Source organism: Lutispora sp. QWL-02 (genome assembly GCF_058315355.1).
The window spans coordinates 20,182-42,351 of sequence record NZ_CM177762.1; the positions used below are offsets into that span (position 1 = coordinate 20,182).

Below are 22,170 nucleotides of genomic sequence, written 5' to 3' on the forward strand. Positions count from 1 at the left end.
AAAAATATGATATCTTAATTATATCCTAATACAGGCTTTATTCTATATCGATTTTATCAAGCTTATTCGATTTTTTTGAGTTTAAGGTATTCTTTTCATTCATAGCTTTGCAGCCTTCCTCAATTCCTTCCATAATAATTCTGCTGAAACTTCTGATTTCTTCGGCTGCTTTGGGAGGCATTGAATTCACTATCGCATTTGCCGCATTCAGCTTGTATTTTATAAGTTCTTTTATCAATGCTTCATTCATTCTTTTCACCTCCGAACCATATTTTAAGCTTCTCCTCCTCAAATTTTGCTTTTCTTATGCTGAGATCCAGCAAAGTCCTGGGGAGTGTTATGTTCCTCTTGATGCTTCCTGCTTTTATTATCAACTGGTCTCCCTTTTGATTGAGTGAAAGATCCTCTTTATCTATAAAAGGCATCTCAATCGTCATCACATAATCCTCTCCGTCCTTATCTACCCTCTGGGCCCTCCCATTGAATTTTATTGTAGTGGGGTCTTCGCCCTTAAATATTTCTCCGGCCATTCTATGAAGCATCTTTATCCCCACAACTTCGGTTTCAAAGAGCGGCGCATAGTATATAGGTATCGGCTCGAAGCTTTGGATTATCTCATCCTTATACTTCCTCTGTATATCCTTCCATACCTTAAAGTAATCATCTTGAACGTTCTCTGGGATCACTCTGTTTACCACTATGGCGTCTACATTAAAATCATATATATTCAGATAAGTAAAGCTTCGCTGCGCCTCTTTTATAACCATCTTCTCCGGATTGACTACTATTCTGATGCTTGTAACGGCCCTGTCGGAAAAAATCTTCTTCATCTCGTCCAGCTGATAATACATGTTGTCGATCTCGTCCAATACCTGGCCGGAGGGCATGGGAATCTTCAACAGGGATTCTGCCACAGGCCCTGCAATCTTGATAGCTTTTTTCTTTATGGGGAAAAGCTTTTCCATCCACCACCTGAGCATTTCAGGGAAGCTTAATAGCGCCAGCGTTTCGCCCGTGGGCGCACAATCGATGATGATCACATCAAACCTTTCTTCCTTATAATATTTCAGCACCCTGAGGAGGCTGAGCAAATCCTCCATACCGGGGAAAACAGTCAACTCCTCAGTTGTTATATCCTTAACAGCTTTGGAGGTGAAAAGCTCTGTGAAATATTTCTGTACCTTGCCCCAGCCTTCTTCTACCTCATGTATGGCGTCTATCTCCTGTGCCCACAGCCTTTCATTGATTTTTACCGGCTCGCTGCCCAGTTTCACATCAAAGGAATCTCCCAGGCTGTGAGCGGGATCAGTGCTGACAATCAACGTCTTATTCCCCTGCTCTGCGCTTTTCACCGCTGTTGCTGCGGCTATACTGGTCTTTCCCACTCCGCCTTTTCCTGTATATAATATTATTCTCATAGGTTCAGCCTCCTTTTTTAATCAGCAATATTGAATAAGAATTCACCTGTATAGCTTGAGCTGCTTCCACAAACTATCAGCCATCAGATGATATAGTTATATATTCCTTTTTACGAATATTTCGAGATGCGAACTATTTGGTTTTTTAAAAGCCCATTTCCATGGGCAGCTATTCAATGCTTATTTTTTTGATATCATTCTTCTGCTCTGCAGAGTTATTGAAACTCAATCCCTTCTGCAGCTTGTTCATTATCTTCATCGCTATATGGGCCATAGATTGTTTCTCTTCCTCTGTAAGATCCTGCAGTATCATATTCAGGTATTTGCAGATCAAGTCTTTGAGATTCTTTACCAGGTTAGAGCCCTCCTCCGTGAGTTTGAGCACCACTATTCTTCTGTCGGTCTCGCTTCTTTCTCTCGCTATATATCCCTTCTTCACAAGCCTGTCGACTATTCCCGTGGCTGTGCTCATTGGAACATTAATGTACTCCACTAATTCCGTCATTGTTACCTCACTGCTTTTATATAGGAGCAGCATGGCAAAAATCTCGAATTTTGAAAATTTCAGATCCAGCTCAATCCATTCTTCAGGAAAGAATAGCTTTTTCAGATTTTCTATTAATAGATCAACTATATCCTCTAGATCAAACATTAATTCATCCTCCGAATACTTCGTATATCGAAATATATTGATTTAATGATAATCCTATAAGGCTATTTTGTCAATAGTAATATTCCCTTGAGCACAGCAATTTGCTAAGCTGATATGTCAGCATTATGATTTCTGCTTTACTATTCTCCCCGGCTTCAGTCCGCTTTCAGGGTCAACAACAACTTTTTCACCTTCATCGAGACCGGAAAGGACTTCTATGAAATCATCATTCTCAATACCACATTCTATGGTTCTAAGCTCCAGCTTATTGTTTTGCACAATGAACACTGAGTCTTTTCCATCCAAATCAAAAACTGATTTATCAGGTATATATATGCTGTCTGCCTTTTCTTTAGTTATAATATCTACATCCAGCGTATATCCGGGTTTAAGCTTAAGAGCAGTATTGTCAAAGCTTATCCTCACCTCAACTCTTTGCTGTTCCACTCCCAGGGTCGACAACCTGTTTTCTGCTTTAGGCGCTATAAAATATACCTCTCCCCGTATCCCTTTATCACCCAAAACATCACCGGACATAACGGCTTCCTGTCCTTCTTTTATTTTGCTTATATCATCAACCAAAACGTCAACCTTAATATATGCGGAGTCATAGTCACCAATTTCGTACAGCAAGGTACCAGGCTGAACGGCTTGACCTTTTTTTACATATTTGCCGAATACGATGCCATTTATTGGAGAGTAAATACTTGCCTTGCCCTTATTGTTCACAAGCTCATCCAGTTCAGCTTTGGCTGCGGCGGAATTTGATTCCAGAGCACGGATATCATCTTTGGACACTCCTTGGTTCAATATATCCAGACTATACTGAGCTATATGCACAGCTTGTTCAGCCTTGATGAGCTCCCCTTCTGAAGCAGCCAGGATTGCTCCGGCGTCTTTTATATCCTTTTCTGCAGCACCTCCGTTATCGTACAATACTTTAAGCTTTTCACAGCTGTCCTGCTTGTTTTTGTAATCCTGCAAGGCTGCTTCCATAACCGCCTGTGCTTGCTTTAACTCCGCCTCAGCCAGCTTCACATGCTCAGGCTTTATACTGCTCCTGAGGCTTTGAAGCTGTGCATTGGAAGCATTGTACATGGCTTCCGCTCTTCTTATTGCATAATTTAAATCCTCCGGAGAAAGCTTCAGGAGCACCGAACCCTCCTTAACCACATCTCCTTCTTTTACATTGGTTTCATCAATAAAGCCTTGCAGCTTACCATATACTTCGATGCGATTTTCCGCTTCCACTTTACCCTGCAATTCTATAATCTCTTTTAAGTTCCCTTTCCGTACAGCTTCAACCCTGACCTCTGCTGCGTTCATGCCGATAACGGCAATCACTGCAATTATTCCTGCAAAAGAAATGAACAGCCATCTTAGAATATTCTTTTTATACATAATCTTATTCGGCATATATATACCCCCCACAAATCCCATTAGTTCAGCTTTCTCTATTTTTCAGCACTTCCACCATATCTAGACCGGATACGTTCTTCTTGTTGGCATTTAATGCAAGAACTGTGAATACAAAAACACTCAAGCAGGTTATTGCATATGTTCTTGGGCTGATTATAACTTCAAGTGCAAACAGCTCATTACTGAACAGTTGAGCCAGAAAATTGCACATGGCTCTTCCAAACAGCATACCTGGAATAAGAGATATGATACCTACCATCATGTTTTCTCTGAATATTATGCTTTCTATCTCTCTCTCCGTATACCCCAATACTTTGAGGGAAGCCAGCTCCCTTCTTCTTTCCATAATATTTATTACTGTCGTGTTAAAAATAATAGAAAAGCCCATAATTGTACCAAAGAAAATCATAAAGCCTATAAAAGTATACATCAGATCCAAAAACTCCATAAAATCATTATATCCGTCTACTCTTGAATCCACCGTTTTTACACCGGGCATATCAAAAAGCTCCTTTAAAATTGCTTCTTTGTCCCCGGCTTTTACACTCATAAGTGCACCTGTGGCAAATATTCCTTCTTTTGTAAGCCTTCCAAGCTCTTCTATATTCATATAGCAGTTAAACCCTGCATATTGCTTAACTACTCCTGCAACCTGAATATCCTTCTCCTGTATACTTTTCAAGTGCAGCTTCACTTTTACAGTATCACCGGGCCTGATGTCCAGCTTTTCAGCTATGGAGTGCGCTACCAGCAAGCCGCTTTCTGGCACCTTTACCGGTGCTCCTGTATCATCTATGAGATGGCAGAAGCTATTTTCTTTCATAATACCAACTGCAATGCTGTCTTCTTTCCTCCAGCCGTTATTTATATCAATAGGTATCTCCAAAATCGGTTCTACCTTGCGCACACCCTCTAAGTTCTGCAGTTCTAGAGCGTCATAGTAAGAGGAAGGCCGGGAAAACATAATCTTGTAATCTTGTTTTTGAAATACAAAAAAACTTTGATGCAGTATATATTTTATGCTGTCCATAAAAAAGAGGGATACCATAAAGAACATAATGGTTGCCATCATCCCTGCAATAGTGAATGATGTCCTTGCCCGACTTCTGAATATATTTCTTATACTCATCTTCCATCCGAAATGCAGCCTTTTCCATATGAAGCTCACTTTTTCAAGGAAGATGCGCTTTCCGATTTTAGGAGCTTCCGACCTCATTGCCTCCGCAGGCTCTATGCTAAGCACCCGTTTAGCAGAGCCGTAGCCTGCCAGCAAACAGAAGCTTACACTTAAGAGCACCCCAATAATCAACAGGTTCCAATATATTTTTATCTTCATAACAGGAATACTAAATATCTGATTATAGATACGGGTCAATCTGGTGCCTATAAAAATACCGGTAAAAACACCGGGTATGGCTCCAACCAATGCAATCAATAGAGAGTACAGTATATAATGGAGGAGTATCCTTGAGTTTGTATATCCTATTGCTTTCATAACTCCTATGAGAGTCCTTTGATTGCTTATTATTCTTCTTTGCATTATATAAATAATTGTAGCCGCCACCGTGAGAAAGAGTGCCGGAAACATAAACGCAATTTTCTCCAGTTCGGACAACTCGTTGTCCACCATTGCACAACTCAGCTGATCCTTTCTTTTCATTCCGGCAATAAAGCCGTAAGGCTTAAGGGCATCCTCCAGCTTGTCTATGATCGGCTCTGCCTTAACCCCCTCCTTAAATGCAACATGAACCTCATTATACATATTACCCATGCCCAATATGCTTGCTGCCGCAGATTCCTTTATGTATACGACACCAAATCTCTCCGGGGACGGAGATACCTCTGTGGAGGATTTCATCGCATATATAAACTCGGGGCTATCTACAACTCCATCAACGTTGAACTCATAGGTTTTAAAATTGATTATTGCTTTTACTTTACTGCCCTTTTTCAATCTATAAAACTCTGCAAATTTTCTGTTTACCAGGCATGAGTTTTGATGGTTTTTGTTAAAATAGCTTCCCGACTTAAAAACCAATTTATTTATGGAGGGCTGGGCCTCATCCGGCAGAGAAATGAGCCTTATAGTGACTCTTTTGTCATTTCCCATATCGGCTCCCACATCTATAGAAATCCTTCCGATTGCATCCTTTAATCCTTCTTTTTCTTTTATTTGGCTTATCCCTGCCGAAGAAATGCTTTGCACCTTAGCATAATAGTCCAAAAAACTATATCTCTCATAGTACTCTTCAACAGAGTTCTTAAGATTCTGATATGACATATAAGAAGCTGAAAACATGGCTATACCTGCAAACACTACCGCTGCAGCAGCAATAAACTGTCCTTTTGACTTCATTATTTCCCTCAAGAGCATCCTATTAAGCTTTTTCATGAAATCACCACTCAATCAAATCAGGATCTGCAGGATTACTGTTTATGTAGTTTTCTACGATCTCGCCGCTTCTCATCTTTATGACCCGCTGCGCCATAGCTGCTATAGGCTGATTATGGGTAATAATTATCACCGTCTTGCCTGTGTTTTTATTTATGCCTTGAAGCAGCTTTAACACAAGCTTGCCTGTGGTATAGTCAAGTGCTCCGGTTGGCTCATCACAAAGAAGCACATCCGGATTTTTGGCTACTGCCCTGGCTATAGCAACTCTCTGCTGTTCTCCTCCGCTCATTTGGGCTGGAAAGTGCTCCATTCTATCCCTTAATCCCACATTTTCAAGTACAGACTCCACATTTAAGGGATTTTCCGATATCTCAGTGGCCAGCTCCACATTTTCTCTCGCAGTAAGATTAGGCATAAGATTATAAAACTGAAAAATGAAGCCGATGCTCTTCCTCCTGAAAAAGGTAAGCTGATTTTCATTATATCGGCTTATATCAGTTCCTTGGAAAAATACCTGCCCTGAGGTAGCAGCATCCATACCCCCCAAGATATTGAGGAGAGTGCTTTTGCCGGAACCGCTTGGCCCCAAAACCACTACCAGCTCCCCGCACCTTATATCAAACACTGCTTCCTTTAGTGCTTTAACCTCAACCTCACCCATTTTATAGCTTTTCGATACATTTTCCAGATGGAATATTGGATCGTTAATCATAAGCACACCCCCGAAATAATCAATCCAGAAGTCTTTCCAGTTTCGAAATAAATTTGCTTGTCAGGCATTCCATTGTATTGCTGTCTACGCCCAACACTCTTTGAATGACAAATTGAACTCCTCGTACTCTCTTTAAATACTCTTCCTTATCCTCCAAATAGATATTTACATCTCCCAGATAATGAGAACCAGTCATCAGAAATTCAACAACCTCGTCGGGGTATTCAAGGTCAAACAGCTTTTCTTGAATCCCTTGCTTGACAATATTTACAACGAGAGGAACTGTATACTCAACGAACTTTTTTTCCACTTTCTCGTGCAGGTCCATGTTGCCCTTTGTATGAAGATAGGAAATCACACCTTCATTATTTTCAATCAATTCCAGGCCTTTTTCTAAAACCAGCTCTATTTTTTCCCTTGTGCCCAGCTTTTCATGTTTTGCTATCTCTGTGATCCCAGCCATAGATTCATCAAGAAATTTCTCAACAATTGCGTTAAATACATCATCTTTGGATTTAAAGTAGTAATAAAAGGTGCCTTGCGCAACACCGATGCTCTTTACAATATCGCTGACGGCCGTGTTGCTGAAGCCGTTCTCATTGAACAGCCTTTCAGCCGCTTTTATTATTTCGATCCTTCTCTCTTCAGGATCCTTGCTTATTCTAGCCATTTGTTTTCTCCCCTGCTTAATTGTATTGACTGATACCAGTCAATACAATTATATATTATCGACTGACATCAGTCAATAGCAAATATCAATGAGATATCAAGTTCGGGGGCATATATATGCCCCGCTTAAACCCGCTTCTCAAACTCTTCGATGAATTGGCGCCTTGATATGGTATATTGGGATTTGGTATTCATCTTGTCTAAGTAGTCCCTATCTCCCCAATCTTTCTTTTCTATATAATATTGCTTGGATATCTGCCAGAAATCCTGAGGGAAGAGAAAGAAGGGCACCAAAACCTTTAGCTCATCATTGCTGACGGCACTTACTTCATTATAGCCCTCTATTATATACAGTGCTCTGTCTATGTCCCAACCGGTCTTTTTCATATTTCTGATTATCAGGCTGCCCAGATCATGTATCCTCACATCAATGGCGCAGTAATCGAAATCCAGAACATACAGCTTTCCGTCAAAGGATTGTATAAGATTATGATGTGCATAATCATGATGTATAAAGCCACGCTCTTCCTCCGCTTTATTAACCAGGGCTTCATAGGGTGAATCAGAAAGAAGCTTTAGTGCTCTGCTCCCATCCTCCAGACACATATCAACAAAGTCAAGGAATATCCTGTCAAAGCTCTCTCTGGCTCTTTTCAGCAATGCCTTGAACTTCATCTCTTTCATTTCCAATATCCGTTCTTTGAAATTTTTAGGCCACGTCCCCAGCAAATTTCTTGAGGCAGGTGCAGCAGAGATATCAAATCCCTGGGAAACTATATGCAGTTGAGCCAACAGCTTTGCCGCAGCTTGCAGATCTATGGGATTGAGGTAATCAAGCTCCCTGCCGTCAACCCATTTAGTAAGGTAATATTTTTCCCTGTCATATTCATAAAAAAGGCTTCCGTCTTCCTGCGGCATATATTCCATAACATTCCGGAAGCCTTTTTGCTTCAAATGCTCCACTGCCGACATGATAAAATCTATCTCTGCCTTTTCGTATATTACCCTCTTAAGTGAGAACATGCCTTTTTGGGTGGTTATGCGGAAAACATTTCTCACAGGAGCTATATCCTGCACATCAAGACCCATGATATTGAAAAGCTCAAGGTTCAGGTTGTAATCTGATAGGATATCTCTGTCCTTATACTTGTTCTCCATGGTAAAGGTATCAATGGTCATTCCATCACTTCCTCAAGCTTTTTTACTATTTCATATCTTCTTCCTTCTTTTCTTATGCTCCTTTCCAGCTTCTTCGTCAGCTCATATTCGTTATAATTCTTTCTCTTCCCGTAATATATGTTTGCCACCTTATAGAACCTTCCGGGCTGAAGGAGCAGCGCCTTTATTATGTTCATGGAGTCAGTATCCAGCGGTCTTATGCAGGAATAGCCGGAAATAACGCTTTCCAGATAGGGCAGGCCTCTGCTTCCTATGCAGCTTTCAAAAAGGGATACTAAATCCGTCTCTATGATGTCATAGCTGCAGTTCTCCATACCTGTCAGGAATATATCACCATTATCCACCGTAAAAATGGAATGCTTTTTAAAGGTTTTATGGCATAGCTGGTTTGTCTGCATAGATTTGTAGACTTTTCCCATATAGCCATTATCCCTTAATATTCTGTAGGCTTCCTCAGATTTTTTGCAATACTCATCTGCATGCTTCAAGAACATCTTGTCAAATCTGGTTTTAATGCTCTTGGCTTCTGCTATTTCCTTGAATTTATTGAGGCGCATGCTTTGGACCTTAAGCTTATCTATCCATCTGCCCCAGTCTACCTTTGCCCTGCTGCCGGTCTCAGGTATGAAACAGTCTGCTGCCTCATGAAATCTTGCCATTTCCTCTCCGATTTTTCTCCCGTCTTCCTCGGAATCTATAGAAAAATATTTTCCTCTCATGCTGTCCTCTAATATATACAAGCTCCCATCATATCTTGAGTAATATCTTCCATCTTTAGTTTTACATATGGCCGAAACATTTTTAAAGCCCCTATCCTTTATATGATTATAGGCTGAAGCAATGAAAAGTACCTGGGACTCATCCTTTTTTATCTTCTTAAAGAATTTGTCCCCGCAATCCGTATACACTAAAACACCTTTATCTCCTTCGTGCATGTTGTAAATCTTAAGGCCATATTCTCCTTGTATGAGCTCTCTGATATCGCGCCTTTTAAACTTCCCATGCTTTCCGGACACTGTATCACCTCTTTCTCCCTTTAGGGCGCCTATTCACCAATTTTTCTTTTTCTTTTAGAAGTTCTTCATATTTTTCTCTCTTCTTAATAAGCTTCTTCAACATTTTTATTTCATCTTCCAATTCATCTATCCTTCTCTTATAAAAGTCTACATTCTTGGAAGAAGGCTCCGAATAAGATTTTTCTTCCTCCGACAGTGTTTTTTTGTAATAGTTACTGCCTTTACCCATACAAAATCACCCCTTGCAACAGCTTTTATGAATGAGCTTGCTGTAGTGACTGATAACGATTGATGCACTCTTATATCAGTCACTACAACAGCTATAGCATAAGAAATTTCTCCAGAAACTTCTGTCTTAAGCCAAAGTCATCTTTTACCTTATTGAGCCTTGACATGAAGTTTTCCATATCCCAAGGCTGCTTTTCCACATAGTATTGAAGTCCTACCTGCCAGAAATCCTGAGGGAATATGGCAAAATATTTTATGACCTTCATTTCTTCTTTGTTGATGGTCCAATGCTTTGAATACTCGTTCAGGATGAAGTATGCTTTAGCTATATCCCATGTGCCGTGCTTCATATTTCTGATGACCAGACTTGCTATATCATGGAGCCTGGTATCCATAATGCAATAGTCGAAATCAATGATCTTCATTTCCCGGTGGGCAGTGATTATAAAATTATGCTCCGCCATGTCATGATGACAAAACTCTCCTCTTTTTCCCGCTTTTTCGGATATATCATAATAGCTGCTTTCTTTTAAGAGGCTTATGGCTTCATTGCCCTGATCCGCAAAAAAATCTATAAGAGGATAATAAGCTTCATCAAACTCGTCTGTTATTTTTTTCTCCTCGATTACAGCTTTAAAGGCTTGAAGGTCTTTTAGCCTTTTCTCAAAATGCTCGGGCCATTTCCCATAATAGACCCTGGGCTTTGAAGCTTCGGGGGGTATGAAGCCTGCCGAGGCCTTATGCAGTTCTGCAGAAAGCTTTATGATCTTCGCCAGATCATCCTCTTTCTTAAATTTGCACTGCCTGCTTTCAATCCAGGGCAGGGCATAATATATATATTCCCCATCTTCCATACATATGTCACCATTCAAGGTCATATCATAGGCTATAGCAGGGGTAAATCCCTTCTCTATGAGGTGGTTTACCGCAGCAAATACAAAAAGGAAGTAGCTTCGCCTGATGTGGGCTCTTTTGAAGCATTTTGCTCCCTGGCTCGTATTCAATTTTGAGATCTTCCTTATTTTTTCTTCACCCATTATTTTAAAGCCGTATGCCTTCTCTATATCTTCCCATTTCATGCTTGTGCCCTCCTAAAGATGGTATATATATCATTATATGTTCAGAACGCCGGCGCTGTTACATATATAAGAGCCGGGGCTGACTATTGTACCTTCGTGAAATATTTAGTAAACTGATATTATCAGAGAATGGATTATTAGTGGTCTTGTACATCAAATAAATATTATGGAGGGATTAATCATGTTGGTCGTAAAAAAGAATGGTTCATTGCAGGAATTTAATATCGAAAAAATTAGGACAAGCGTCAATAACTGTTTGTGCAGCGATGATTGTTATATGACGGAAGGAGACATCAACGCGCTTTCCACACAAGTCAACAGGATATTAACAGAAGTTTCAAAAGGTAATGCCCATACGTCTACATATGAAATCAGAGGTATCGTATATCATGTTTTAATGGAAAACGGATTTAAAGAAGTTGCAAAGTCTTACATGAAACTATGCTAAGACAATAATAGGCGTGCATGGCACCTCATATGTCACAAAAATGATGAATAATGATTATAATATATTATGTCTTGCTGTATATATAATTGGGGCCTAAGATTTAAAAACGAGGTGAGCACATGCACGCTTGCATAGATGTAAGAGGGGCAAAGCTTTATGCCGGCACAGGCATAGGAACATATACCATGAGATTGATGGAAAACATTCAAGCCATAGATAGTGACAATCATTACAGCTTTTTCTGGCCCAACGGAGGCTACGAAAGCTTTGCAGCCAAGAAAAATATTCAAGTGATCCTTTTTGGCGAGAGAAATAAAAAGTTTTGGGATGAATGTTATCTGCCCAAAAGACTAAAGCAATTGAAGCCTGATGTTTTTCATCTTCCTCAAAATGGTCTTGGTCTTCCTGTCAGGAAATATTCCAAATATGTGGTCACAGTACATGATCTCATACCATACACAATGCCTGAAACCTGCGGTAAGAGCTACTTGGAGAAGTTCACCACAGAGATGCCGTTCATTTTGGATAAATCCGATCTTATTATAACTGTATCCCAATACTCCAAGGATGATATCATAAAGTATTTCGATGTGCCTCAGGAAAAGATAAAGGTAACTTATCTGGCGGCAGACAGCATATTCAGACATATGGATAAGGATACGGCCTGGGATTTGCTGAAGCACAAGTATAACTACTCCACAGATTATATACTGTACTTAGGAGGCTTTAGCCCAAGAAAGAATGTAGATGGATTGCTCCATGCCTATAAGGCTATTTATAAGGAATTGCCCGGACGTTATGATCTGATGATTCTGGGAGCCTCCAAGGATGATCATTATGAAACGAAAAAGAAGGTCCATTCATTGGGGATAGAAGATAGGGTCGTCTTCACCGGCTATATACCTTATGAGCATCTGCCATTGTTTTATAATTGTGCAAGCCTTTTCGTATACCCGTCTTTTTATGAGGGGTTCGGCCTTCCTCCCCTCGAAGCGATGACCTGCGGCACACCCGTTATCACATCAAATGTGACCTCGATTCCTGAAATAGTTGATGGAGGAGCCATTCTGGTGAATCCTTATGAGCCGGATGAGCTTATAAATTCCATGTATGAGGTGCTGACAGATATAAGCTTGAGCCAGGAGCTTTCGCTGAAAGGGATGAAGAGGGCATATCAATTTTCCTGGAGAAAAACAGCTCTGGAAACCGTTAAAGCTTATGAGGAAGCTATAGCCATGTATTGAATTTGTTTCAATCTGGCTATATTATTAATATATAAAAAATGTGCAACATTTTTTATGGCTGCGAGGTACGGGGCACGAGGATTAGGGTATTCCTTTTGGGTCAGACCCTTGCTATGCACCACGTACCCGAAAAAAATTGCTATGCAATATTAATATTTATAGGTGGACAAATGAAAAAAATATTATTGCTCATGCTTGTTTTGGCATCTGTCTTTCTGTTTGGATGCCGCTTTAAATCTGATAACATAACCGTGTATGAATTGCCGGAAGGGGCTGAAATACAAAAGACTCTTGATATTCTGGCCGATTCTGTTTTGTCTATGAATATAGAAGGTTATATGTCCTGCTTTTCTGCCGACTGCGCTTTTTTCAATAAAATAAATAAAAATATTCTCTCCGTAAGGGCTCAAAACATAAAATACAAAAACTTTTCCGTTAGCATTAAGGGTTTGAAAAGATACGGAGAGGGTTTGGAGGCAATAGTAAATACTCAGTGGGAAACATTGTCGGACGGCAAGAGGAAGTCCGGCGAACAAACCAGAAGCATCTACTTTTCCAAAGAAAAGGAAACCTGGAAGATCAAAGATTACTATTTTCGTACCTACATCCGGCCTTCTGTGGTCGTTGGAAACAGCAGCCTTCTCTTTGCCAATGCCCAGGGTATGGCAAAGGCTTTGACTTCTAAGCTTTTTCTTGATATTGACCATATCCAGAGCTCAGGCGATTTAATACTCCTGGGCACCGCTTATGATAATGCATCAATACTGGAAATGGAGAAGGAAAATTCAACTTATATCAAAGTTACAGAGAATTATCCCGGAAATGATCTGGGAATAGTTCAGGTTATACCCAACGCAGGGGACTACAGACATGTCATAGTCATTCAAGGCAGCTCTTTGCGGGGGGCAAAAAACGCTATAAGCTTTATGACCCAGTATCTGACCCAGAACAGCTACATGGAGCCCGGAGTCTATCTCATACAGGATGACAAGATACGTAAAGCCGAGCTTTTAGAATTGACGACCCTCACAACCCTCGATTACAATAAGGCCGAAGATACCTTATCCAAGGTGCAAAATGTGGTTGAGTATAATATAAAGCTGATATCCGATGAAATTGCTTTGGAAAAAGATAATATACATTTGATAGAAAAAAACATATCAAATAGTAATAGAAAAGACTACAAGGAAGCCTTTTCCGTTAATTCTGCCGCGAAAAAACAGTCTCAGTCCATTCGTATGGGAATAATATCCTCATATTTCATGAACAAGGATGTCTGCACAAAGGCTTTTCAATTGCCCCCCAAGGCGGATGCAGAGGCCTTGGATGCCGCTTTGATGCTTTCTTCAGATATGGATATCTCATCTGTGACAGCGCTCTTGCGTTTAACGGGCTTTTTGGGAGATGAGGTTTTCAGCCTTGAGGGGGAGGACGCCTCTGTCATATTTGCAAATACAGGTGACGGGCATGCCCTTGATCCTGATATGCCCTTCATACATGGAGTAAACCGGCAGTATACCTTAGAAGAGCTGAGATCCATTGAAAACGACGGGTATTACTTGAATCTCAAGGATAATTCCACCAACATGCCTAAGGAAGATATAATAAACAACATAAACGCCATAAATAAGGTATTCAGCTTAAAAAAAGAGCTGCTTCCAAGCAGGCTTGTGAGAAAAAGCTTCGCTCAAAACGAGGAGTTAGTAAATAACCTCATACCCTTTAACACCCTTGATATATATGAAAAGCTTCAAAATAATGCTCCATACTTTCAATATAGTAATTCCATGTCTTCCCTGAGCGAAGCAAAGTATGCCTTGAGAACGGCCATGGGAGAGCTGCTGTCCCTAAAGTGCAGAAAGTATATCCTAAATCTTGCAGGTAAATATCCGGGAAGCCAATATGATTACAGCCGCTACAGCGCGGGACTGGCCTTCGTAGAAAAACCGGAAGCCTATGCAGAAGCGGCCCGGGAATCGGCAGTTGTGAAGGTAAAAGCTTCTGAAATCGGTTCTTCCAATAGGGAAAGAGAGAACAAGATAGAAGGGATTTTGAGCCTGCTGTCAACAATAAAAATCGAAGAAAAGGCGATGGATTTTTTCCTTCATCCTGAAGCATGCCTTAAATATAAAAAAGGAGGTGCTATGGATAAGGCCTTGCTGGCTTACGGGCTTTATACCGGCTTGTTCGGCAAGTCGGATGAGACATGGGTGGCAATAAGCGAGAACTCTTCTTATGTGGTCATAAAGGATGAGTATGGCTATAAATACATAGATTGCAAATACAATGCCTTAAGCAGGATGCCCGATCCAACCATATATCTTTGCTTTAATGAAAAGCATGCATATAATACCCAGCTAGGCATAGGGGAGAAGCCGGAGTTTATGAGATAGGATTCAGGGTTCAGAACTCAGAGCTCAGGATGAGGGTATTCCTTACTGGTCAGCTGCTAGCCGCTGGCATTAGGGTATTCCTTTTGGGTCTAAAGGACGGGGAACACGGATTAACACGGAGGGTTACGGATTTTCACTGAGAGATGGGATAATATGAGAACGGAAACCACTAAAAGACACTAAAGGGCACAAAAACACGGAAAGAAAAAGTAGCAAAAAAGAGAATCACACCGCAAGTAGCATTTGCAGTGTGATTAACTTTTGCTCTTTTATGAGAATCCGTGCTCCCCGTCCCCCAGGACCCCAAGAGAATACCCAAAATCCTGAGTTCTGAATCCTGAGCTCTATTTTATATATAATCCTTCAATTCCACATTTTCGCCCAGCTTGCTCATCAGTTCCTTTATGTCTTGATCTCTCTCCCGCCTGCATATCAGCAACACATCATCCGTATCCACTATTATCAGATCATTTACCCCTATAGCGGCTATAAGCCTCTTTTCTCCGCAAACTATGCAGTCCCTCGAATCAATTTGAAGGAATCTTCCTTTTGTCTGATTGCCCCATTCATCTCTTTCCATATACCTCTCCATAGCTGTCCAATTTCCTATATCATCCCAGCCGAAATTGCATTCAATAACATATACATCTTTAGATTTTTCCATGATGCCGTAATCTATAGATATGCCTTCAATCTTTTCATATTCTTCTTCAAGGATGGAAGACTCATTATCAGTGCCCAAGCCGTCCCTTATCGCTTTCAGAGATTCGTAAATTTCGGGCAGATGTTTCTTGTATTGTTTTAGCAGAGAAGAGACCTTCCATATAAACATGCCGCTGTTCCAAAGATATCTGCCGTCTTCAATGAATTCCGCCGCCTTCTCCTTATTGGGCTTTTCAGTAAATCTTCTCACTTTATAAGTATCAATAGGCCATTCTTCGTCCATCTTTTTTCCGATCTGGATATATCCATAAGCGGTTTCGGGGCGGGTCGGCTTTACCCCGATAGTAATCAGATGCTTGCTGTTTTCCGCTATGAGCATGCCTTGCTGCAAGGTGGTGATAAAAGCATTTTCATTTTCTATGTGGTGATCTGACGGCAGCACAACCATCACCGCTTCGGAATCTTTTTTCATCAGTCTTACTGCAGAATGTCCTATGCAGGTAGCAGTCTCCTTTTGCATGGGTTCAACGATGAGATTATCCTCTCCCAGCTCCGGAAGCTGCTCACGTATTATGTCCACATAATTTTTATTTGTTACCACATATATATTTTCAATGGGTATAAGATTTCTTATGCGTGAAAACGTGGATTGCAGCATGGTGTCAGGACCCAAGGGCTTCAGAAACTGCTTTGGATAAGCTTTCCTGCTCTTTGGCCAAAACCGGCTTCCCGAACCACCGCACATTATCAATGCATAGTTCATAAAAGCACCTGCCTTTCTTCATATTATTCATAGTATGAAGATAAGGGGTGCTTTGTGAATGTGATATTATAATATTGTTTTAATGCATAAAAAGAATTAGAATATTTATGTGATCATATTTTGTTGAGTGGGAGGAGAATTGATATGGAAAACTTAGAAAGAAAGTCCCAATTAGCCTGGGACAAATATGATGATGAAAGCTTAAAACAGGTGTTTCGTTTTGCTGATGATTACCGGGAATTTATGTCCAAGGCTAAAACCGAAAGGAAATGCGCCGCAGAAATCATCCGCCTTGCGAAAATTTCGGGCTTCCGCAATTTGGACGAGATAATCAAAAGCAACGGCAGGCTGAAAGCAGGGGATAAGGTTTATTCAAACAACAGGGATAAAGCGATAGTGTTGTATGTGATCGGCGAAGAGGATATTGAAAATGGATTGGCTATCCTCGGCGCTCATATAGACTCTCCCAGGTTAGACTTAAAGCAAAACCCCCTATATGAGGATTCAGATCTGGCCTTGCTCAAGACTCATTATTACGGAGGAATAAAGAAATATCAGTGGGTTTCAATTCCTTTAGCCATGCATGGCGTAATAATATTGGAAAATGGGCAGAAGATAGAAGTCTCTATAGGCGAAGATGATAACGACCCTGTGATCGGTATTTCTGACCTGCTGCCTCATCTTGCCAAGGATCAGATGAAGAAAGCAATGGATGAGGGAATTGAAGGTGAGGATTTAAATATTCTGGCTGGAAGCATTCCGGTTAAAGACAAGGATGCCAAAGAAAGGGTCAAGAAAAACATATTAAAGCTTTTAAATGAAAAATATAATATCTGTGAAGAGGATCTTGTTTCCGCAGAGCTGGAAATAGTACCGGCAGGAAAGGCCAGAGATTATGGATTGGATAGAAGCATGATAATGGCATATGGACATGATGACAGGGTCTGCTCCTATACATCCTTCAGAGCCATTGCAGAGCTTGACAACAGCAAAAAAACCTTAGCATGCATTCTGGTGGATAAAGAAGAAATAGGAAGCGTCGGAGCCAGTGGTATGCATTCCAAGTTCTTTGAAAATACATTGGCCGAAATCATTTCCCTAAAGGAAGGCTATAGCGATATAAAGCTCAGAAGATGCTTGACCGGCTCAAAGATGCTGAGCAGTGATGTATCTGCAGCCCATGACCCGAATTATCCCAGTGTATCGGATAAAATGAATACGGCATATTTAGGCAAAGGAATCGCCTTCAACAAGTATACGGGTTCAAGAGGTAAAGGGGGCTGCAATGATGCAAACCCGGAATTCATCGCTGAGATAAGAAGGGTCATGAACAAGAACGGCGTCACCTGGCAAACCGCTGAGCTGGGCAAGGTGGATCAAGGCGGCGGAGGCACTATAGCTTATATAATGGCAAATTACAACATGGATGTAATCGATTGCGGGGTTGCTGTACAAAATATGCATGCCCCATGGGAGGTTATAAGCAAGGCTGATCTATATGAAACCTATAGAGCATATAACTGCTTCTTGAGGGAAATATAGAGTATATGAAGGTGTATGCCGCCATTCTGAAGGAGCCTATGAATGAAGAATCTCAAATTAGATCCTTCGGGCATAGCCCTCAGGATGACAAGGCCGCTGGGCTTTTATAACAATGACAGAAAGAGGAATTGGGATAAGTAACAGAAATCACTAAAAAAGCACTAGTGGTTTCCGTTACTCCGTCTCCTCTTTATCTAATTACTCGGTTTTACCAGTAAAATGAAAGTTCTCTATCTTAAGTGCAGGCACATAGACCACTCCGAAGAAGCCGGGCACCTTTACCCTTTCCTTGGATATTTCCGAAACATTGTTAAAAACCTTTAGCATGCTTTCTGTAAATCTCATATTTTTTACAGCATGACTTATTTGCCCGTTTTTTATCATATACAAGCCGTCCCTTGTAAGAGCGGTGAAAACTGCCTGTCTTGGATCTACTATATTCATATAATGGAACCTGGTAACAAGAATGGCATTGTCGGCTTCTTTAATGATTTCTTCTATGCTCTTATCCCCATTTTCCATTACAAGATTTATCGGGAATCCTCCCATAGACGAGTCTCCTATGCTGTGCCCTGTGGTCCCTACGCCTTCTCTTAAAGCACTTTTGGTGTCATAGGCCAGGTCTTTTGCCACACCCTTATCGATTATGTTCAGCCTCTTCCTCTCATAGCCCTCGAAGTCAAAAGGAATTCTGAATGTGTTCTCATCATCCTTATCGTCATAAATGCTTATGTTATCCCCGAAAACCTTCTGTCCTTTCTTGCCCGTAAGATAGCTCATGCCTGTGTATGCGGATTTGGCCGAAAAACCGCAGTAATTCATATAGTTCAGAAGTTCTCCCACCGCTAAAGGCTCCAGGATCACAGTATAGCTGCCGGGCTCTATGGATGTAGGGTTTAGAGCTGATTTTGCCTTAAGGTATGCTATTTTGAATAGCTGCATAACATCCATATTGCCGGCCTTATTCGTCGAGTACTCAGTATAGCCCGAAGGTCCGCTCTCATGAGTCACCACGGTGTTGAAATTTACCGAATCTAGTCTTGCATATCTTTTTATGCCCTTATTATTGCCAATGGCTATAACCGTTTTAGTCAGGGATAATGCGCCGGAGCCCGTAAAGCCGCTGTCCAAGGTATCAATGCTCGCTTTGATAAGAGCCGCCCTATTGGTTATGCCAAACTTTCCTTCCAGTTCCTCATCGTATTCCTCACATGCAATTTCAAGAGGAGAAGCAACTACCGGCATCTCAAACTCCCCTTCAGGCATGTATCTTAAATTTTCTTCCGCTGTCCTCACCATTTCCCTTAAGGATTCATCATCCAATATATTTGTTGAGATCTTTGATTGCTTTTTGCCCTCATATACGATTATCTCAACTGAATTCTCAGCCTTGAAAACATTTTGATGTATCTCGGAATTAGCAAACCTGGTAAGCCCTTCCTCCTGTGAATTTACAGTCACCATAGTATAATGGCTGCAATAGCTCAATACCTTATCGATCAAATCATAGGCTTCTTTTTTATTCAACATCCCTGACACCTACCTTTATATTTCTGAATCTTGCAGGGGCAGCTCCATGGCCTACATGGGCCACCTGCATGGGCTGGCCTTTCCCGCAATTGGGAGTGCCGTATAAAACCCAGTATTTTTCATTGCAAACACCATCGCAGCTTCCCCAAAACTTTGGAGTTATGCCTGTATATATGGGGTTCTTGTATATTTTGCCCGTCAGCCTTCCATTCTTTATCTCATGAGCTATCTCACAGGCAAATTGGAAATTAAGCCTTTTATCATCAATGCTCCAGCTTTTATTGGTGCAAAAGTAGAAGCCATTATCTATCCCCTTTATGAGCTCATCAAGCTCATAATTTCCGGGCAAAAGGCTTATGTTTGTCATTCTTACGATGGGGATATTTGACCATCCGTCCGCCCTATTGGTTCCATTTGACTTCAATCCGATTTTCGCTGCAGTATCCCTGGACGTGATGTAATTCTTCAATATTCCCTTATCTATGATCACGGTCCTCTGACCCTTGATGCCTTCATCATCATAGCCGAAGCTTCCCAATCCCCTCGGCACTGTGGCATCAGCTACTACGTTGACATGATCCGAGCCGTATCTGAAGTTTTCATTCATGGTATCGGGGGTAAGAAAGCTCATGCCAGCAAAAGCTGCTTCGGAGCCGAAAATTCTATCCAGCTCAACAGCATGGCCTATGCTTTCGTGTATTTGCAACGCAAGCTGGGAGCCGTCAATTATTATGTCATAGTAGCCGGATGGGCATTCCTCCGCATCAATAAGCTTCCTTGCCTCAACGGCAATATCTGCTGCATTCTCTACCAGATTTAAGGACAATACATATTCATAGCCTGCCGTGGCATGATTTCCTCTGAAGGAATTTGGATAGGTCCTTGTTTGAGAATCCTCATCTGATTTTACGATGGCCTCTATACCAGCACCTGATTCATATAATTTTTGCACTATGTAGCTTCCTTCAGTATCTGCATATATTTTCTCCTGTTTTTGGAAATCCATAGAGGCTATAGTTCTGCTCAGCTCTGCGGCTTCCCTCATTGCCCTTTCTGCATTAAGAAGCAACTCAATTTTATCAGCTTTAGATACAGTAAAAGGATCAATTGCGATAGGGGTAGAATATTCATCCACCACTGCTTCTTTTTTAGATAAAACTACCTTCTCTTTCTGAAGTATCCTGCCGGCCTTTGCAATTTCAATCGCATTATTTGCAGTATCCATGAGCTTGTCTAGATCCTGTGTGCTTGCAAAGCCCAAGGAGCCATCCACGATGACCCTTATTCCTGCGCCGCGGCTTCTCGAATTGCTGATGTTTTCTACCTTCAGATCCTCAGTGGAAATAGATTCTTTGATGGTGTCAACTACTCTTATGTCTCCGTAATCCACCCCCCTCTCCTTCAGCATGCCCAGCACCTTTTCAATCTCTTTTTTCAAATTAACCCCTCCTCACTAACGATATATATATGTATATATATATATTACCACTAAAGGGAAAATGTACATACATATATTTAAAAAGCCGGTAACGATGATCAAGGTTCATCATGACCGGCTTTGATTTCTTCTTCTTATTCGATTACCCTTATTGTCTTTGCCTCAGCCTGGGGCGGATAAATCATTATCATAGGACCGTCAACAAAGTCCACTTCAACCTGCATTCCCTCTTTCAGGTCAGTAGGCTTAAGTTCTACGTCTGAATAGCCCTTATATATTTTAGTGTTCTCCCCTATCAGCACAGTAGCTTTATCGTAGGTGCCAACTTGAGGTTTATCGTCTTCTACAAATATGCTCTTGAGCTTTTTGCCTTCATAGGTCAACTTTGTGATTTTGCCCTTTACGTCGACACCTTCAATAGCAGAAATCAGCCAGGTCCCATCAAACTCCTTCACAGTAACATATACTTTTTGTGCAAATTTTGAGTTTGTCGAATCTGTATAGGTGAAATCCACTTCATATCTGAATGTTCCATTGGATTTATACTGCTCTTTTATTTCGCAGCTTTCAATCCAGGGACTTGATGTTCCTGTTACCCAGTTGAATGATACAAAACCTTCATAATTCTCTTTCTTAAGCGCCGGTGACATAATGGCGTACTGCCATGCCCCGTTTCTCATCTTTACAGCCTCTGCATATGAATTGATGGCATCAAGCTGGGTTTTAGGTTCCAGAGCCTGCTCCAAAAGATTTATGCGCATTTTCTGTGCTTCCAATGCGCTTGAATCTATGATGACGGAATTGGTCTTGGCATCCCAATCTATCTTTGCTCCAAGGGCTTCGGATATCACTCTCATAGGCACCATTACCCTGTTATCGGCAGGCATTGGTGCAACATCGGTTTTCAATTCCTGTCCGTTTAAGACCAATTTTATGACCGGGTCTGCAAAAGTCAGGCTGGCAAGGCTTACTACGGCTGCTGTTGCTATAATCATGATAATTTTTCTATTTTTCACATAAACACCTCCCAATGCTAATCTATAATTGCATTAAATTAGACGCCTCCCTATTTTAAAAGTTCCATGCAAAAATAATATGCCCTTTTTATCCGCATTAATGTTTATAGATATACCGCATTAAATGCATTTGTAGTTTTAAAAAGGCATACGCTCAGAATGACAGTTTTGCAACTTATTTATTGCAACTTATATAGCTTTTTCATAAAGAAACTTTTTTTAATTTGATGTTATAATGTAAGCGAGAGGAAAATATGCCTTTATTAACGTCTAAATATACACAAGCGTATCTCCTGCTGATGCGAACTGCCCTGTATGCGCACTGTTCTTGAAAATCGAATAAATCGCTTGATAAAGGAGGTCAAC

The 22,170-nt window shown here is 40.9% G+C and carries 19 protein-coding genes; 4 read left to right on the top strand and 15 right to left on the bottom strand.

Translation table 11 applies throughout. The annotated features are described in order from the left end of the window. Positions 1-37: 37 nt before the first annotated feature. The 11 genes from AC4HCY_RS00100 to AC4HCY_RS00150 form a co-directional block, all read right to left on the bottom strand. Positions 38-250, bottom strand: a complete 213-nt coding sequence (locus AC4HCY_RS00100) for a hypothetical protein (protein ID WP_255226557.1) — start codon at positions 248-250, stop codon at positions 38-40. After that, positions 243-1,418 (bottom strand): ArsA family ATPase, encoded by a 1,176-nt coding sequence (locus tag AC4HCY_RS00105; RefSeq protein WP_491095118.1) that lies wholly within the window; start codon positions 1,416-1,418, stop codon positions 243-245. The genes AC4HCY_RS00100 and AC4HCY_RS00105 overlap by 8 nt, the downstream gene beginning before the upstream one ends. A 169-nt stretch (positions 1,419-1,587) precedes the next feature. Then, positions 1,588-2,070, bottom strand: a complete 483-nt coding sequence (locus AC4HCY_RS00110; RefSeq protein WP_491095119.1) for a MarR family winged helix-turn-helix transcriptional regulator — start codon at positions 2,068-2,070, stop codon at positions 1,588-1,590. Positions 2,071-2,193: 123 nt separating this feature from the next. After that, positions 2,194-3,486: an efflux RND transporter periplasmic adaptor subunit gene (locus AC4HCY_RS00115; protein ID WP_491095120.1), complete on the bottom strand. Its 1,293-nt coding sequence runs from the start codon at positions 3,484-3,486 to the stop codon at positions 2,194-2,196. 28 nt (positions 3,487-3,514) lie between these two features. Further along, positions 3,515-5,881, bottom strand: coding sequence for an ABC transporter permease (locus AC4HCY_RS00120; RefSeq protein WP_491095121.1), 2,367 nt, complete (start codon positions 5,879-5,881; stop codon positions 3,515-3,517). A gap of 4 nt (positions 5,882-5,885) precedes the next feature. Next, positions 5,886-6,596, bottom strand: a complete 711-nt coding sequence (locus AC4HCY_RS00125; RefSeq protein ID WP_491095122.1) for an ABC transporter ATP-binding protein — start codon at positions 6,594-6,596, stop codon at positions 5,886-5,888. 19 nt (positions 6,597-6,615) lie between these two features. Next, complete coding sequence (locus AC4HCY_RS00130) at positions 6,616-7,266, bottom strand: TetR/AcrR family transcriptional regulator (protein WP_491095123.1); 651 nt, start codon at positions 7,264-7,266, stop codon at positions 6,616-6,618. Positions 7,267-7,391: 125 nt separating this feature from the next. After that, a complete protein-coding gene (locus AC4HCY_RS00135; RefSeq protein ID WP_491095124.1) occupies positions 7,392-8,444 on the bottom strand; it encodes a CotS family spore coat protein in 1,053 nt (350 codons plus the stop codon). After that, positions 8,441-9,460 carry a CotS family spore coat protein gene (locus tag AC4HCY_RS00140; protein WP_491095125.1) on the bottom strand — a complete coding sequence of 340 codons (1,020 nt, stop codon included), beginning with the start codon at positions 9,458-9,460 and terminating at the stop codon, positions 8,441-8,443. The genes AC4HCY_RS00135 and AC4HCY_RS00140 overlap by 4 nt, the downstream gene beginning before the upstream one ends. A gap of 4 nt (positions 9,461-9,464) precedes the next feature. Next, entirely contained in the window at positions 9,465-9,689 is a 225-nt protein-coding gene (locus AC4HCY_RS00145; RefSeq protein WP_323433088.1) for a hypothetical protein, read from the bottom strand. A gap of 91 nt (positions 9,690-9,780) precedes the next feature. Then, the gene (locus AC4HCY_RS00150) at positions 9,781-10,767 is read right to left on the bottom strand and encodes a CotS family spore coat protein (protein WP_491095126.1); all 987 of its coding nucleotides are present in this window, start codon (positions 10,765-10,767) and stop codon (positions 9,781-9,783) included. A gap of 181 nt (positions 10,768-10,948) precedes the next feature. Here AC4HCY_RS00150 and AC4HCY_RS00155 point away from each other — a divergent pair, with 181 nt between their 5' ends. The 3 genes from AC4HCY_RS00155 (at position 10,949) to AC4HCY_RS00165 (ending at position 14,852) form a co-directional block, all read left to right on the top strand. After that, positions 10,949-11,215 (top strand): ATP cone domain-containing protein, encoded by a 267-nt coding sequence (locus tag AC4HCY_RS00155; protein ID WP_323433090.1) that lies wholly within the window; start codon positions 10,949-10,951, stop codon positions 11,213-11,215. A 119-nt stretch (positions 11,216-11,334) separates the two neighbouring features. Further along, entirely contained in the window at positions 11,335-12,459 is a 1,125-nt protein-coding gene (locus AC4HCY_RS00160) for a glycosyltransferase family 4 protein (RefSeq protein ID WP_323433091.1), read from the top strand. A gap of 170 nt (positions 12,460-12,629) precedes the next feature. Further along, a complete protein-coding gene (locus AC4HCY_RS00165; protein ID WP_491095127.1) occupies positions 12,630-14,852 on the top strand; it encodes a hypothetical protein in 2,223 nt (740 codons plus the stop codon). A gap of 349 nt (positions 14,853-15,201) precedes the next feature. Here AC4HCY_RS00165 and AC4HCY_RS00170 read toward each other — a convergent pair whose 3' ends face one another. Continuing rightward, the gene (locus AC4HCY_RS00170) at positions 15,202-16,278 is read right to left on the bottom strand and encodes a mannose-1-phosphate guanylyltransferase (protein ID WP_323433093.1); all 1,077 of its coding nucleotides are present in this window, start codon (positions 16,276-16,278) and stop codon (positions 15,202-15,204) included. 144 nt (positions 16,279-16,422) lie between these two features. Between AC4HCY_RS00170 and AC4HCY_RS00175 the strand changes: the two genes are divergently transcribed. Beyond that, positions 16,423-17,820: an aminopeptidase gene (locus AC4HCY_RS00175; RefSeq protein ID WP_491095128.1), complete on the top strand. Its 1,398-nt coding sequence runs from the start codon at positions 16,423-16,425 to the stop codon at positions 17,818-17,820. A 198-nt stretch (positions 17,821-18,018) separates the two neighbouring features. On the opposite strand, the gene AC4HCY_RS00180 is transcribed toward AC4HCY_RS00175, so the two are convergent. The 3 genes from AC4HCY_RS00180 to AC4HCY_RS00190 all read right to left on the bottom strand — a co-directional run bounded on the left by AC4HCY_RS00180 (position 18,019) and on the right by AC4HCY_RS00190 (position 21,804). Continuing rightward, entirely contained in the window at positions 18,019-19,350 is a 1,332-nt protein-coding gene (locus tag AC4HCY_RS00180) for a TldD/PmbA family protein (protein ID WP_323433100.1), read from the bottom strand. After that, positions 19,340-20,788, bottom strand: coding sequence for a TldD/PmbA family protein (locus AC4HCY_RS00185; protein WP_491095129.1), 1,449 nt, complete (start codon positions 20,786-20,788; stop codon positions 19,340-19,342). The genes AC4HCY_RS00180 and AC4HCY_RS00185 overlap by 11 nt, the downstream gene beginning before the upstream one ends. Before the next feature lie 134 nt (positions 20,789-20,922). Beyond that, complete coding sequence (locus tag AC4HCY_RS00190; RefSeq protein WP_323433102.1) at positions 20,923-21,804, bottom strand: copper amine oxidase N-terminal domain-containing protein; 882 nt, start codon at positions 21,802-21,804, stop codon at positions 20,923-20,925. Positions 21,805-22,170: the final 366 nt, after the last annotated feature.

What these genes read in the sequence shown, in the direction of transcription:
- AC4HCY_RS00105 (WP_491095118.1), bottom strand. Translation starts at nt 1,418, where the DNA reads ATGAGAATAATATTATATACAGGAAAAGGCGGAGTGGGAAAGACCAGT.
- AC4HCY_RS00100 (WP_255226557.1), bottom strand. Translation starts at nt 250, where the DNA reads ATGAATGAAGCATTGATAAAAGAACTTATAAAATACAAGCTGAATGCG.
- AC4HCY_RS00150 (WP_491095126.1), bottom strand. Translation starts at nt 10,767, where the DNA reads ATGAAATGGGAAGATATAGAGAAGGCATACGGCTTTAAAATAATGGGT.
- AC4HCY_RS00180 (WP_323433100.1), bottom strand. Translation starts at nt 19,350, where the DNA reads ATGTTGAATAAAAAAGAAGCCTATGATTTGATCGATAAGGTATTGAGC.
- AC4HCY_RS00115 (WP_491095120.1), bottom strand. Translation starts at nt 3,486, where the DNA reads ATGCCGAATAAGATTATGTATAAAAAGAATATTCTAAGATGGCTGTTC.
- AC4HCY_RS00175 (WP_491095128.1), top strand. Translation starts at nt 16,423, where the DNA reads ATGGAAAACTTAGAAAGAAAGTCCCAATTAGCCTGGGACAAATATGAT.
- AC4HCY_RS00125 (WP_491095122.1), bottom strand. Translation starts at nt 6,596, where the DNA reads ATGATTAACGATCCAATATTCCATCTGGAAAATGTATCGAAAAGCTAT.
- AC4HCY_RS00160 (WP_323433091.1), top strand. Translation starts at nt 11,335, where the DNA reads ATGCACGCTTGCATAGATGTAAGAGGGGCAAAGCTTTATGCCGGCACA.
- AC4HCY_RS00135 (WP_491095124.1), bottom strand. Translation starts at nt 8,444, where the DNA reads ATGACCATTGATACCTTTACCATGGAGAACAAGTATAAGGACAGAGAT.
- AC4HCY_RS00120 (WP_491095121.1), bottom strand. Translation starts at nt 5,881, where the DNA reads ATGAAAAAGCTTAATAGGATGCTCTTGAGGGAAATAATGAAGTCAAAA.
- AC4HCY_RS00110 (WP_491095119.1), bottom strand. Translation starts at nt 2,070, where the DNA reads ATGTTTGATCTAGAGGATATAGTTGATCTATTAATAGAAAATCTGAAA.
- AC4HCY_RS00155 (WP_323433090.1), top strand. Translation starts at nt 10,949, where the DNA reads ATGTTGGTCGTAAAAAAGAATGGTTCATTGCAGGAATTTAATATCGAA.
- AC4HCY_RS00170 (WP_323433093.1), bottom strand. Translation starts at nt 16,278, where the DNA reads ATGAACTATGCATTGATAATGTGCGGTGGTTCGGGAAGCCGGTTTTGG.
- AC4HCY_RS00165 (WP_491095127.1), top strand. Translation starts at nt 12,630, where the DNA reads ATGAAAAAAATATTATTGCTCATGCTTGTTTTGGCATCTGTCTTTCTG.
- AC4HCY_RS00130 (WP_491095123.1), bottom strand. Translation starts at nt 7,266, where the DNA reads ATGGCTAGAATAAGCAAGGATCCTGAAGAGAGAAGGATCGAAATAATA.
- AC4HCY_RS00145 (WP_323433088.1), bottom strand. Translation starts at nt 9,689, where the DNA reads ATGGGTAAAGGCAGTAACTATTACAAAAAAACACTGTCGGAGGAAGAA.